This window comes from Cellulomonas composti, from assembly GCF_007990245.1.
Lineage (GTDB): Bacteria > Actinomycetota > Actinomycetes > Actinomycetales > Cellulomonadaceae > Cellulomonas > Cellulomonas composti.
On record NZ_BJWG01000001.1, the window covers coordinates 87,268 to 100,758 of the forward strand.

Here is a 13,491-nt window from a genome sequence, read left to right on the forward strand (position 1 = left end):
AGTCAGCCTCGCGCGATCTGAAGGTCAGCCACGAGCTCGACCTCGAAGCCATCCGCGTTCTCGAGGTACGCCGCATAGTGCCGGGGGCCGCCGGCCCACGGATGCCGGTCCTCGAACAGCAGGTACCAGCCATGCCGGCCGGCCCGCTCGACGAGGTTGTCGACGTCGGCGATGGCACCGGCGTGGAAAGCGAGATGGTTGAGACCGGGGCGTCGGCGCTCGTGGCGCTCGCTCGTGACGTCGGGTCCGGCCTCCAGGACGACGTACGCATCACGGCGTCCCCAGCTCTCACCGGTGGCCCACGTGTCGGCGACGGTGTAGCCGAGCTCGCCCAACAACCATCCGATCGACGCGCTCGCCACGGCGAGATCGGGCACCCACAGCTCGACGTGGTGGATCGCTCCGCGCTCGGTCACCTCGCCATCCAACCAGGCTGCGAGTCTGCCGCCGCGGCGGACGACGAAGGCCCCGACCTGCGTCTCCGCTGGTCGAGGCCTTCGTCGTCGCTGTCTCAACGAGTGTCCGGAGGGGGACTTGAACCCCCACGCCCTTACGGGCACTAGCACCTCAAGCTAGCGCGTCTGCCATTCCGCCACCCGGACGGGGTGGACCGTGCGGGAGCCCGTGGGCGCCCTGCGGTGCGGCAGAAAAGATAGCACGGTGTGCCGGACGGGCATGCATCGGTCACCGGGGGCAGACTCGGGTCGAGACGGGCCGACGAGCCTGCGACGAGGGGTGGTGACATGGCCGACCTGAGCGACCGGCCGCGAGCTTCCACGACCCCACCGGTCCGACGGGTGGCGGGGATACGGCGCGGCTCCACGCAGGTCCCCGAGCCCGACGCGCCGCACTGGCTGCGCAACGCGGCCGGCGTCTCGTGGCGACTGATCGTGGTGGTGGCCGCCATCGGGCTGGTGTTCTACGCGACCGCCAAGATCGAGCTGCTGTTCATCGCGCTGTTCCTCGCGCTCGTCTTCACTGCCGTCCTGCGCCCGCTCGTCGAGCTGTTCGCCAGGGTGATGCCGCGGTTCGTGGCCACCGGGGCGGCGATCCTGTCGGGCTTCCTGTTCTTCGCGGGCCTGCTGACCTACGTGGGCTACTCGGTCGCGAACGAGTGGGAGGAGCTGACCGAGAAGTTCGGGGACGGACTCTCGCAGATCACGGACTACCTCGAGAGCGGCGCGCTGCCGTTCACGATCACGTCCGAGCAGATCGCGAGCTGGATCGCCGAGGCGCAGAAGTGGGTCCAGGAGCATGCCGGCGACCTCGCGGGCGAGGCCGCCTCGCGCGCCGGGTCGGTGGTCGAGATCTTCACGTGCCTGGCGCTCGCGGTGTTCTGCACGGTCTTCTTCCTGGCCCGGGGCCAAGAGCTCTGGACGTGGTTCCTCAACCAGCTTCCGGCCAGGGTGCGTGAGGGCTGGACGGACGCGGGCGGCGCCGGCTGGTACACGTTCTCGAACTACACGCGCGGGACCGTGATCATCGCGGTCACCGACGGCATCCTCGCGTTCATCCTGCTGAGGATCATCGGCGTGCCGCTCGCGGCGCCGCTCGCGGTGCTCGTGTTCATCGGTGCCTTCATCCCGCTCATCGGCGCACCCGCGGCCATGATCATCGCGATGATCGTCGCGCTCGCGGCCGAGGGGTTCTGGCCCGCGGTCTTCGTCGGGCTCGGGATCGCGCTCATCGGGCAGTTCGAGGGACACATCCTGCAGCCGTTCGTCATGGGCAAGCAGGTCGCGCTGCATCCCGTCGTGGTCGCGCTCGCGGTGATGGCGGGCACGCTGACGGCGGGCATCCTCGGCGCGGTCGTGGCGGTCCCGCTCGTCGCGGTCTGCTGGTCGGTCTTCTCCCGGCTGCGCACCGTCGATCCGCCGATGGGCGCGGACGAGCTCGAGGAGGCGCAGGAGGCCGTCGAACCCGTCGACGAGGTATCGATCGAGTCCTGAGACGACATCGGGCGCCCCGCCCGGGAACGGAGCACTGCATGATCGTCGGCATCCCGACCGAGACGAAGAACCGTGAGTACCGCGTCGCGCTCACGCCCGCGGGCGTGCACCAGCTGGTCTCCGACGGGCACCGCGTGCTCGTCCAGGAGGGTGCAGGGCTCGGGTCCGCGCTCGACGACGACGAGTACCGCGCCGCGGGCGCGACGCTCGTCGCGAGCGCCGAGACCGTCTGGGGCGAGGCCGAGCTGGTGTGCAAGGTCAAGGAGCCGATGCCCGCCGAGTACCCGTTTCTGCGCCGCGACCTCGTGCTGTTCACGTACCTGCACCTGGCCGCCGACCGTTCCGCGACGGACGCGCTGCTGGCCGCGGGTACCACGGCGATCGCGTACGAGACCGTCCAGCTCGCCGACGGCTCGCTGCCGCTGCTGGCCCCGATGAGCGAGGTCGCCGGCCGCCTGGCGACCCAGGTCGGCGCGTACCACCTGATGCGCAACGAGGGCGGCGCGGGGCGGCTGCTCGGCGGCGTGCCGGGCGTTCCGCCTGCGCGGGTAGTGGTGCTCGGCGCCGGGGTGGTCGGGGCGCACGCCGCCGAGATCGCCGTCGGCATGCGCGCGGACGTCACCGTGCTGGACCTGTCGATGCCGCGACTGCGGGACCTGGATGCGCGGTTCGGCGGCCGGGTGCGCACGCTCGCGTCGAGCCGATGGGTGCTCGAGCGCGAGGTCGCCGCCGCGGACCTCGTGATCGGCGCGGTGCTCGTGCCGGGCGCCCGGGCGCCCCGGCTCGTGCCCGACGAGCTCGTCGCGCGCATGCGTCCGGGTTCCGTGCTCGTGGACGTCGCCGTCGACCAGGGCGGGTGCTTCGAGTCCACGCGCCCGACGACGCACGACGAGCCGACGTTCCTGGTGCACGACTGCGTCTTCTACTGCGTCGCGAACATGCCCGGAGCGGTCCCGGTCACCTCGACGCACGCGCTGACCAACGTGACGTTGCCGTACGTCGTGGCGATCGCCGGCCGAGGCTGGCGCGGGGCGCTGGCGGCGGACCGGGCGCTCGGCGGCGGCCTGACGACGCAGGGCGGGCACCTGGTCAACGCGGCGGTCGCCGCCGCACACGGCTATCCGAGCGTCCCGCTCGCGGAGGCCCTGGGCTGACAGTCGTGACGCCCTGGCGACGTGGGCGCCCTACGCTCACCGCATGGACGTGGCAGTGCTCGGCGCGACGGGCGATGTGGGACGGCAGGTCTGCACGCAGCTCGTCGAGCGGCGCGTGCTGCCGCCGACCTCGCGCCTGCAGCTCGTCGGACGCCCGCAGGGCCCCTCGGGCCGGGCCGTGCACGGCCTCGCAGCGGACCTCACGGACGCGTACGACGAACATGCCCCGATGCTCGACGTCGCCCTCGACCCCTCGGAGGTCGTCGCGGACGTCGTCGTGGTGGCCGCGGGACGTACGGGGGGAACCGAACCGGGTGTCCCGACCGACCGCGCGCAGCTCGCGGCGCACAACGCGCAGGTGTTCGCGACGTATGCGGACGCGCTGGCCGAGAACGGTTCGGGGCACGAGGTCGTCGTCGTCGTCGGCAACCCCGTGGAGCTCGGGGTGGCGATCATGGCGCAGCGGCTCCCGCGCCGCCGCGTCATCGGGATGGGCGCGTGGCTCGACACGCTGCGATTCCGGCGTGAGGTCGCGGTCTCGATCGGCGTGCGGCGGCACCGCGTCACGGGCTTCGCGGTCGGCCAGCACGGCGACGACCTGGTGCCGTTGTGGTCCACGGTGCGCGTGAGCGGGCTGTCGGCGGACGAGCGTGCCGGGGTGGTGGCGCAGGTGCGCGGGGAGCGCACGCTCGACGACTACGGCGCCGAGCTCCAGGCGGCGAAGGGCGCGCTCGCCGAGCGCGCGAGCAGTGACATGGGTGCGGCGTTCCGGCTCGTCGACTCGTGGCCGCCCGACGTGCGACTCGCCGCGAGACCGTGGATGACGCAGCAGAGCGGGGCGAAGACGGCGGTCGCGACGGCGAGCGCGACGATCGACCTCATCGAGACCGTGCTCGACGGTCGGGACATCGTCGTCGCAGGTCAGGTGGCCCTCGACGGCGAGGTGACGCTCGAGGGCGCGCCCGTGCACGGCGTCCTCGGTGTCCCCGTCGTGCTCGGACCCGAGGGCTGGACGCAGGTGCTGCTGCCCGAGCTGGCGCCCGATGAGGAGCGGCGGCTGGCGGCCGTCGCGGGCCGCATCGCGGCGGGTGTCCGACCGTGGCTCGACGAGCGGGTCGACGCACAGGTCGACGGCCGTCGATGAGTCGGCCCGGGACCGACCCGGCACACGAGAGCGGAGGACGCATGGACGACGAGCGCTGGGTGGTGTTCGCGCGCGGTGCGAACCGGCCGGGCACCGTGGCCGCCGTGACGGCGGTGTTCTCGACGCGCGGCGTGAGCTTCGACTCGCTGTCGACGAGCCCCCTGTCCACGGGTGACGACGACGGCGGTGGCCTGGTGACGGTGACGTTCCGGACGACCGACCGGCGCCGACGGGAGCTCGTGCGCGCCGTCGAGCGGCTCGCGGCCGTCTCGGGAGTCGTGGTGCGGCGGTCCGCCGACCTCGGCGTCCGCGCCGCCGCGGCGGTGCACCTGCCGCGCGACGTGCCGTTCCGCCCGCCACCGCAGGCGGGCGTGAGCTGGTCGGGCCGCGCGGAGCTGGGCGAACCCGTGCTCGTCGAGGGGCCGCTGGTCGACGTCGAGCTCGTCGTGGCCGCCGCGCGGGCAGCGGGCGCGACGAGCACGGCACTCGTCATCGAACCGCCACCCGCCCCCTCCGGCCCGGAGCCCGTGGCGGTCGTCAACGCGGACCGATGAACCGCGTCGCGAGCCCCGAGGCCAGCAGCGCGAGGGCGACGAACGACGAGACGAACCCCGCGAGGATCGCGACCAGCGCAACCCACTGACCCGCCGTGAGCGCCAGATCGAGAGATCCGAGGTCCTGCGACGCCGTGACGACCGCCTCGAACGCGACGAACCCTGCCCCCAGGGTCAGCAGGACCGCGGCGGTGCGCCTCGCCCCGAGCGCCCGCGCGATCGCCCCGGGCGTCACGGCGAGCCCGAAGAACACCAGGATCATCGCCGTTCCGAGGGCGCTGAACTCGCCGGGCTCCCCGGCCGCGACCGTCACCAGCCGCATGAGCAGCCGTGCCGCGGTACCGGCGACCAAGCCGGCGAGAAGGCCCGCGCCGATGCCGGCACCGACCTTGGCGGTGATCGCGGCGCGAGACCGCCGGGGGGAGTGGGCGGTGGTGGTCGTGACGGACATCGGGGTCCTCTCGTCGTCGGTGACTTCACCAGGACAGGAGCGCGACGAGCGCCGGCCGTGCGGGTGAAACCGCGCGCCCGTGACGATTTCGCCCACGCCCGTCCCCGCGCCGCGACCGTGCACCCAGGTGGATCGCCCGGCTCGGTGAGGCGTGACACCGCCGCTCACGCCTGCCGCACCGGAGAACATGGGCGAGGATCTGTGCATGAGCGACGCCCACCTCGACGCCGACAACCCGTTCGCCGCGCCCTCGACGCTGCCCTATGGACTGCCGGACTACACGCGCATCCGCAGCGAGCACTACCGCCCGGCGCTGCTGGCCGGGATGGCCGAGCACCGCGCGCAGGTCGAGGCGATCAGCGCGGACCCCGCGGAGCCGAGCGTCGAGAACACGCTCGAGGCGCTCGAGCGATCGGGGCGGCTCCTGCAGCGGGCCGCCGTGGCGTTCTTCAACCAGACCAGCGCTGACGGCACGCCCGAGCTCGACGCGGTCGAGGAGGAGATCGCCCCGCTGCTCGCGGCGCACCAGGACGCGATCCGCCTGGACGCGCGTCTGTTCGCGCGGCTCGAGTCGTTGCACTCCCGCGCGCAGGCGGGCGAGTTCGAGCTGGCGCCCGACACGGCGTGGCTGCTGCACCGCACGCGCACGCAGTTCGAGCGTGCGGGCGTGCGGCTCGACGAGGCCGCCCAGGCGCGGCTGCGCGAGCTCAACGGACGGATCACGACGCTCGAGACGGTGTTCGGCCGTGAGGTGCTCGCGGCGACGAACGACGCTGCGGTGCTCGTCACCGACGAGGACGAGCTCGACGGTCTGCCCGACGACGCACGCGACGCGGCGGCGCGAGCAGCACGCGAGCGCGGTCACGACGAGGGCTGGCTGCTCGAGCTGCAGCTCCCGACCGGTCAGCCGCAGCTGGCGGTGCTGACCGACCGGAGCACGCGCGAGCGGCTGTTCCGCGCGTCCGTCGGGCGTGGACTGGGCGGCGCGCACGACACGCGGGCCACCCTGCTCGAGCTGGCCCGGCTGCGTGCCGAACGTGCCAGCCTGCTCGGGTACCCGCACCACGCCGCGTTCATCGCAGCGGACGCGACCGCAGGCTCCGCCGAGGCGGTCGAGGAGATCCTCACGCGGCTCGCGCCGGCCGCGGTCGCCAACGCGCGCGCCGAGGCCGCGCCGCTGCAGGCGCTGCTCGAGCAGGACGAGCCCGGCGCGACGCTCGAGCCGTGGGACTGGGCGTTCTACGCCGAGCGGGTCCGGGCGCACGAGCGGGCGCTCGACGACGCGTCGATGCGGCCGTACCTCGAGCTGGACCGGGTGCTCGCGGACGGTGTGCTGCACGCCGCGAACGCGCTGTACGGGCTCACGTTCGCCGAACGGCACGACCTGGTCGGCTACCACCCGGACGTGCGCGTGTTCGAGGTGTTCGACGCCGACGGGTCGGGGCTGGGGCTGTTCCTCGCGGACTACTGGACGCGCGAGTCCAAGCGCGGCGGGGCGTGGATGAACAACCTCGTCGACCAGTCGACGCTGCTGGGCGAGGCGCCCGTCGTCGTGAACAACCTCAACATCCGCAAGCCGCCGGACGGCAAGCCGACACTGCTGGCCTGGGACGAGGTCATCACGATGTTCCACGAGTTCGGCCACGCGCTGCACGGCCTGCTCTCGGCCGTGCGCTACCCGTCGCAGTCGGGCACCGAGGTGCCGCGCGACTTCGTCGAGTACCCGTCGCAGGTCAACGAGATCTGGGCGTGGGAGCCGAACGTCGTGCGGGCGTTCGCGCTCCACCACGACTCGGGTGAACCCATGCCGGTGGAGTGGGTGCGCACGCTGCTGGCGGGCCGGCAGGACGGCGAGGGTTTCAGGACCACCGAGTACCTCGCTGCCGCGCTGCTCGACCAGGCCTGGTACCGGCTGGGGCCCGACGAGGTGCCGACCGACCCGGAGCAGGTCGAGCCGTTCGAGCTCGCGGCGCTCGCGGCCGCCGGCGTCGACCTCGCGTCCGTTCCGCCGCGCTACCGCTCGGCGTACTTCAACCACGTGTTCAGCGGCGGCTACTCGGCGGGGTACTACTCGTACATCTGGTCCGAGGTGCTCGACGCGGACACGGTCGAGTGGTTCCGCGAGAGCGGCGGGCTGCGCCGCGAGGTCGGCGACGCGTTCCGGACGCGGCTGCTGGGACGGGGTGGCTCGGTGGACCCGATGGAGGCGTGCCGCGACCTGCTCGGCCGCGACCCGCGCATCGAGCCGCTGCTCGCGCGGCGCGGCCTGCTCGCCGCTGCGCAGGCGCCGGGCGCGGGGTCGGGCGCGGGGTCTGTTGCGGGGTCGGGCGCGGGGGCAGAGCGATGACGACGACCGCGGCCGACGAGGTCGTCGACCTGTGCCGTGACCTCATCCGCATCGACACGTCGAACTACGGCGACGGCGAGGGTCCGGGGGAGCGGGCGGCGGCTGAGCACGTCGCCGGGCTGCTCGACGAGGTCGGGCTCGAGCCCGAGGTCTTCGAGAGTGCGCCGCGGCGCACGAGTCTCGTCGTGCGCCTGCCGGGCGTGGACCCGGCACGACCCGCGCTCGTGCTGCACGGCCACCTTGACGTGGTCCCCGCACAGGCGCAGGACTGGAGCGTCGACCCGTTCGCCGGGCACCAGGACGACGAGCTGCTGTGGGGGCGCGGCGCGGTCGACATGAAGGACATGGACGCGATGATCCTGGCGGTCGTGCGGCAGATGGCCCGCGAGGGTCGTCGGCCCGCGCGCGACGTCGTGCTCGCGATGTTCGCCGACGAGGAGGCGGGCGGCACGTTCGGCGCCGGCTGGGCGGTGCGCAACCGTCCCGAGCTGTTCGAGGGCGCTACCGAGGCCGTCAGCGAGGTCGGCGGTTTCTCCGTCACGCTGGCCGGGCGCCGCGCGTACCTCGTGCAGACCGCCGAGAAGGGCCTGTCCTGGCTGCGGCTCGTGGCCGACGGGCGCGCCGGGCACGGCTCGCAGGTCACGCCCGACAACGCGGTGACCAAGCTCGCGGAGGCGGTCGCGCGGATCGGGCGGCACCCCTGGCCGCTGCAGCTCACGCCGACCGTCCGGGCGCTGCTGGAGGGCGTCGCCGACCTCACCGGCCTGCCGTTCGACCCGCAGGACCCGACGAGCGTCGACGCGCTCGTCGCGGCGCTGGGCCCCGCCGCGAGGTTCGTCGGAGCGACGCTGCGGCACACGACGAACCCCACGCAGCTCGACGCGGGCTACAAGGCGAACGTCGTGCCCGGCAGCGCGCAGGCCGTGGTCGACGGGCGGTTCCTGCCCGGCCTCGAGGAGGAGTTCACGACGACCGTGCGCGAGCTGGCCGGGCCCGACGTGCGGATCGAGCGCGTGCACCACGACGTCGCGCTCGAGGCGCCGACGACGGGCGCGCTCATGGACGCCATGACCGACGCGCTGCTCGCGGAGGACCCCGGTGCGGCGGTGCTGCCGTACACGCTCTCGGGCGGGACGGACAACAAGTCGCTGTCGCGGTTGGGGATCACCGGGTATGGGTTCGCGCCTCTGCGGCTGCCGCCCGAGCTCGACTTCGCGGGGATGTTCCACGGCGTCGACGAGCGCGTGAGCACCGACGCGCTGCGGTTCGGCACGCGGGTCCTGGACCGGCTGCTGGCGACCTGCTGACGACGGTGCTGACGATCAGCTGACGACCAGCTGACGGTCGGGCGCCGGCCGGCCTACGCGTCGGCGAGCGTGCTGCGGACCCGGATGACCTTGCGCCGCAGCCAGACCTTGCGCTCGCCGCCCACGTACAGGACCGTGCGGGCGAGCTCCCAGCGGCCGTACTCGGCGGCCTCGGTGAGCTGGCGCTGCGCGTCGCTGCGACTGATGGACGGCGGGATCGTCACCACGCGGAACTCGTACTGGCCGCCCTGGGCGACCCATGTGCGCCGCGTCCTGGTACCGATCGCCATGCGTGCCGCCTCTCACCGTACGAGCCGTGGCGACCCATGGTGCCACCGCAGGCGGCCGGCGCGCACGGTAGGCGCGCGGACGGCCCGACGAGCGTGTCGCCGCTCGTCGGGCCGTCCGGTGGCACTACCCGATGCTCAGTCCCGGATGATCGTGAACGTCGTGGTGGTGTTCCTGATGTCCTGCACGTTGTTCGAGAGACGCAGGTCGTGGAACGTCGCCGAGCCGACCGCGGGACCCTGCCCGGCCTCGGGCATCTCGTTCACCCAGATGCCGAACCCGGACTTGGCGTCCCAGGCGTCCCCACTCTTGCGCGCCCCGCTGATCGACGTGTTGGTGAACACCGTGTCGGTCACCGGGTTCTGCGGCTGTCCGCCGACGTAGTTCGTCTGGAACATGATCCCGGAGTACGTCGGGTCGACGATGTCGGCATCGTTGATCCGGATGCCCTGGAACTTCTTGGAGGCCGAGAAGATCCAGATGCCCGGGAACGTCTGGTTGCCCCAGAAGTGCCCGCCCGACCGCACGATCGAGATGTTCGCGATCGTCGTCGGTGCCGCCGAGCCGAACTCGTCCATCGGGTAGCCGAAGTCGAGCGAGCTCACCGTGACGCCGGAGTAGACGAGCGTGTCCGCGATCGTGATGTTGCGGAACGTGTTGCCGTAACCGCCGTAGACGGCGAGGCCGGCGGCACGCCACGTGACCAGCGAGGTGAGGTTCTCGTAGACGTTGCCGGTCTGGCCGAGACCGCCGGAGTCGGTCGCCGCGAACAGGGCGAACGAGTCGTCACCGGTACCGCGGGCCTCGATGTTGGCGACCCGGTTGTTCGCGCTGCCGTTGGTCATGTTGATGCCGTCGGCAAAGGTGTTGCGGATGCGCGAGTTCGTGATCGTGCTGTTGTCCATGTTGTTCGCCCAGAACATGCAGATCATGTGCTCGACCCACAGGTCGTCGACCGTCATGTTCGAGACGTTGGTGAAGTCCAGCACCTTGCCGGGGCCGTCGATGCGCGACGTGTAGTTGCCCCAGTAGGAGAAGCTGCGGAACTTCGACCCGTTGGCGGACGCCTCGGCACGGAAGCCGATGTCGGTGCCGTCCTGGCCGCTCGGCGCGAAGAACCGGGTGAACCACGGACCGGCGCCGACGATGTCGACCGCCTTGCCGTACACCTGGAACTTGCTCGCGGTCGAGTAGTCGCCCGTCGGCAGGTAGACGCCCTTGAGCGTGCCCGTGGTGTCCATCCGCACCTTGTCGAGCGCGTTCTGCACGTCCTGGTGCGTGAAGCCCGTGGGCTGCACGTACTGGGTCGGGTTCGGGTTGGCCTTCGCGGTCGCCAGCTCGGTGTTGACGAAGTCCACCGTGACCGGCTGCGGGTTGCTCGCGGTGCGCTGCAGGCGGATCGTCTGGCCCGCGTTCACCGTGGTGCCGAGCAGGATGTTGGCCTCGTCGTAGATGTGACGGGGGCCGCCCGCGCTCGGGGAGTTGCCCGGCTGCGTCTCGTTGCCGTAGAGCCACGCGAACTTCGACGTGAGCGGCAGCCGCTTGAGGAACGTGCCGTCGACGTAGACGTCGATCGAGCCGTCGAGGCCCGTGCCCGCTGCGCTGTCCGGGATGGAGAAGCGCGTGACGAGCGTGTTCGTCGGGTTCTTCAGCGTCCACTCGACGTACGAGCCGGTGGCGGAGAGCTGCACGGCGCGACGGCCGGACGCCTCGCCCGCGAGGTCGCCCACGGTCCGGTTCGGGCCGAGCACCTGCGCGCCGCCGCCCGTGCGGCCGTCCTCGGCCTCGTAGAAGTCGAACGGCAGGTTGGCGCCGCGGCCGACGTAGATGCCGGCGGACGTGGTGTTGTTCGCCTGCTTGCCCGCGACCTCGTTGGCGTCCGCCGCGGCGACGGACGTCACGGTGAACGAGCCGTTCGTGGCCGTCCAGGTGCCGAGCGTGACGGTGCCCGAGGTCGCCCCCGCGGCCACCGCTCCCGTGACCGAACCGGTGAACGACCGCACGGTCGCCCCGCTCTGCGCGTCCTTGACCGTCACGGTGATGCCGTGGGCGCCGGCGGCCGTGGCGATGTTGCCGATGTTCGAGATCGAGGCCGTGAACGTCACGGTCGCACCCGCCGCCGGGTTGCTCGGGTTCCAGGACACCACCGGGACGACGTCGGAGCTCGGCACCGCCGAGACCGTGAGCTTCGTCGGGCTGGTGAACGAGTTGTCGGCCTCGTTCTGCTCGACGACGGTGTTCGACGGGTCGGCGTTCGCGCCGACCGTGTACTGACCTGCGGCGCGGGCGCCGATGCTCGCGCTCGCCGTCGCGGTGGAACCTGCGGCGATGGCGCCGACGTTGCCGGTCGCGACGACCTGCCCGTCGATCGTGAACGCCACGGTGGTGGCGGCCGAGGCCAGCGTGCCGGAGTTGCGGACGGTCGCGGTGAGCGTGACCGGGTCGGACTCGAGCGGGCTCGCCGGGGAGACCGCGACCGCCGTGACCGTGAGGTTCGGGTTCGCGGCCGGTGTGCCGATGACCTCGAGCTCGGCCACCTGACCGTTGCCGGAGCCCGAGTTCGCGGTCAAGACCAGACGGACGTCGGTGGCGGAGGCCGTCACCGGGATCGTCACCTGGTTGCCGCTCGCCGGGGCGAACGAGTAGGTCGCCGACGCCTTGACGGTCGACCACGCGCCGGTGCCCGTGCGTGCCTCGATGGAGAACGTCTGCGTGCGCGCACCCCAGATGGCGTTCGGGTCGAGCAACACGTCGACGCCCGTGACCGAGCTCTGCGACGCGAGGTTCACGGCGAGCGTGGACGGGTACTGACCGCTCGCGCCCTCCCAGTAGGTCGCACGGTTGCCGTCGACGGCGTTCGCGGCGACGAACTGCCACTCGGTCGACGACGCCGTGGCCGGCCGGCTCAGCGCGAGGTTCTGGCCGACCGGCGGGTCGACCGGCCCGGCGGTGACGGCGAACGTGCCGCTGGCGCTGTTGTTGTTCTCGTCGGACTCCGTCACCGTCCCGGACGGGTCGACGGTGGCACCCCAGGTGTGGGTGCCGGCCGGGCGCGTGCCGATGTTCGTCGAGACCGTCTGCGTCGCTCCGGGGGCGAGGCCCGACACCGCGATCGTCGCGACGTTCGTGCCGTCGACGACGAGCACCACCGAGGTCGCGCCGGACGCGCCGGTGCCGGCGTTGCGGACGGTCGCCGACAGCGTGATGCCGTCGGTCGGGCTCGGGCTGGCCGGCGTCGGCGTGCCGAGCGTGACCTGCAGATCGGGGGCGGTGGGTGTGGTGACCGGCGTGCCGAACACCTGGAGCTCGGCGACCTGGCCGTTGGACGCGCCCGTGTTCGCCGTCACCTGCAGCCGGACGTCGGTCGCCGTGGCGGACACGGGGATCGTCACCTGGTTGCCCGTCGAGGGCGAGAACGCGTACGTCGCGGACGCCTTGAGCGTCGTCCACGCGCCCGTGCCCTGACGGCCCAGCACCGCGAAGGTCTGGGACCGGTTGCCCCAGGCCGCGTCGGGGTTGAGCCGCACGACCACGTCGGTGAGCGCGCTCGACTGCGCGAGGTTCACGTCCAGCGTGCTCGGGTAGGCGTTCGGTGCGCCCTCCCAGTAGGTCGACGTGCTGCCGTCGACCGCGTTGCCGGCGACGTAGCTCTGCTGGACCGACGACGACTGCGCGGGCCGACCCTGCGCGAGGTTGGAACCCGCGGGCGGTGTCGTCGGAGGGTCCGTCGGGCCGCTGGTGCCCAGGACCTCGAGCTCGGAGAGCTGCGCGGCCGACCAGCCGGTGTTCGCGGCGAACTGGAGCCGCACGTACCGCACGGAGGAGTCGGTGACGTCGATGTTCACCGTGTTCGACGACGACGCGAACGTGTAGGCGGCCTGCGCACGCAGCGTGCTGAACGACGAGCCGTTGCTCGAGCCCTGCACCGTGACCGTCTGGGAGCGGGTGCCCCAGCCGGTGGGGAGCTTGAGCGTCACGTCGGTGACGTTCGCGTTCGCGCCGAGGTCCACCTGGAACCACTGCGGGAAGCTGTTGTTCGTCGACTCCCAGTAGCTGCCCTGGTTGCCGTCGACGGCGTTGGCGGTCACGTACGGGTTGTTGGTGCTCGAGGCGGAGGTGGTCCTGCCGGCGGCCAGGTTGACCGTGGCGGCGTCGGCGCTCTGGAGCACCACCACGCCGGCCGGGACCACCAGCGCGGCCGTCGCCGCGGCGACGACGGCTCTGCGGAACATGCTTCTCATGGGTCGTCCTTGTTCTCCCGCGGGTGCGGGTCGGGGCCCGCGCAGTGGGGAGCGCG

The 13,491-nt window shown here is 72.4% G+C and carries 10 protein-coding genes and 1 tRNA gene; 6 read left to right on the forward strand and 5 right to left on the reverse strand.

The genetic code is table 11. From position 1 onward, the window contains the following. Positions 1-2: 2 nt before the first annotated feature. Both CCO02nite_RS00410 and CCO02nite_RS00415 read right to left on the reverse strand, forming a co-directional pair. Positions 3-416 carry a VOC family protein gene (locus tag CCO02nite_RS00410; RefSeq protein WP_371862452.1) on the reverse strand — a complete coding sequence of 138 codons (414 nt, stop codon included), beginning with the start codon at positions 414-416 and terminating at the stop codon, positions 3-5. Positions 417-519: 103 nt separating this feature from the next. Beyond that, positions 520-602, reverse strand: a tRNA-Leu gene (locus tag CCO02nite_RS00415). 141 nt (positions 603-743) lie between these two features. Between CCO02nite_RS00415 and CCO02nite_RS00420 the strand changes: the two genes are divergently transcribed. Genes CCO02nite_RS00420 through CCO02nite_RS00435 form a run of 4 tightly spaced genes read left to right on the forward strand, consistent with a single transcriptional unit; the run spans position 744 to position 4,801 of the window. Beyond that, complete coding sequence (locus CCO02nite_RS00420) at positions 744-1,949, forward strand: AI-2E family transporter (RefSeq protein WP_146841003.1); 1,206 nt, start codon at positions 744-746, stop codon at positions 1,947-1,949. A 38-nt stretch (positions 1,950-1,987) separates the two neighbouring features. Beyond that, a complete protein-coding gene (gene ald, locus CCO02nite_RS00425) occupies positions 1,988-3,103 on the forward strand; it encodes an alanine dehydrogenase (RefSeq protein WP_146841004.1) in 1,116 nt (371 codons plus the stop codon). A 43-nt stretch (positions 3,104-3,146) separates the two neighbouring features. After that, a complete protein-coding gene (locus CCO02nite_RS00430) occupies positions 3,147-4,247 on the forward strand; it encodes a lactate/malate family dehydrogenase (protein ID WP_146841005.1) in 1,101 nt (366 codons plus the stop codon). 41 nt (positions 4,248-4,288) lie between these two features. Continuing rightward, complete coding sequence (locus tag CCO02nite_RS00435; protein WP_186812529.1) at positions 4,289-4,801, forward strand: ACT domain-containing protein; 513 nt, start codon at positions 4,289-4,291, stop codon at positions 4,799-4,801. Here the strand turns inward: CCO02nite_RS00435 and CCO02nite_RS00440 are convergent. After that, the gene (locus tag CCO02nite_RS00440) at positions 4,785-5,252 is read right to left on the reverse strand and encodes a hypothetical protein (RefSeq protein WP_146841007.1); all 468 of its coding nucleotides are present in this window, start codon (positions 5,250-5,252) and stop codon (positions 4,785-4,787) included. The genes CCO02nite_RS00435 and CCO02nite_RS00440 overlap by 17 nt on opposite strands. Before the next feature lie 205 nt (positions 5,253-5,457). On the opposite strand from CCO02nite_RS00440, the gene CCO02nite_RS00445 reads away from it, so the two are divergent. After that, positions 5,458-7,599: a M3 family metallopeptidase gene (locus CCO02nite_RS00445; RefSeq protein WP_146841008.1), complete on the forward strand. Its 2,142-nt coding sequence runs from the start codon at positions 5,458-5,460 to the stop codon at positions 7,597-7,599. After that, positions 7,596-8,906: a M20/M25/M40 family metallo-hydrolase gene (locus CCO02nite_RS00450; RefSeq protein WP_146841009.1), complete on the forward strand. Its 1,311-nt coding sequence runs from the start codon at positions 7,596-7,598 to the stop codon at positions 8,904-8,906. The genes CCO02nite_RS00445 and CCO02nite_RS00450 overlap by 4 nt, the downstream gene beginning before the upstream one ends. A 53-nt stretch (positions 8,907-8,959) precedes the next feature. Here CCO02nite_RS00450 and CCO02nite_RS00455 read toward each other — a convergent pair whose 3' ends face one another. Together CCO02nite_RS00455 and CCO02nite_RS00460 are read right to left on the reverse strand one after the other, a co-directional pair. Continuing rightward, positions 8,960-9,196 carry a DUF5703 family protein gene (locus CCO02nite_RS00455; RefSeq protein WP_146841010.1) on the reverse strand — a complete coding sequence of 79 codons (237 nt, stop codon included), beginning with the start codon at positions 9,194-9,196 and terminating at the stop codon, positions 8,960-8,962. Between the two features lie 135 nt (positions 9,197-9,331). Further along, positions 9,332-13,435 carry a CARDB domain-containing protein gene (locus CCO02nite_RS00460; protein WP_146841011.1) on the reverse strand — a complete coding sequence of 1,368 codons (4,104 nt, stop codon included), beginning with the start codon at positions 13,433-13,435 and terminating at the stop codon, positions 9,332-9,334. Positions 13,436-13,491: the final 56 nt, after the last annotated feature.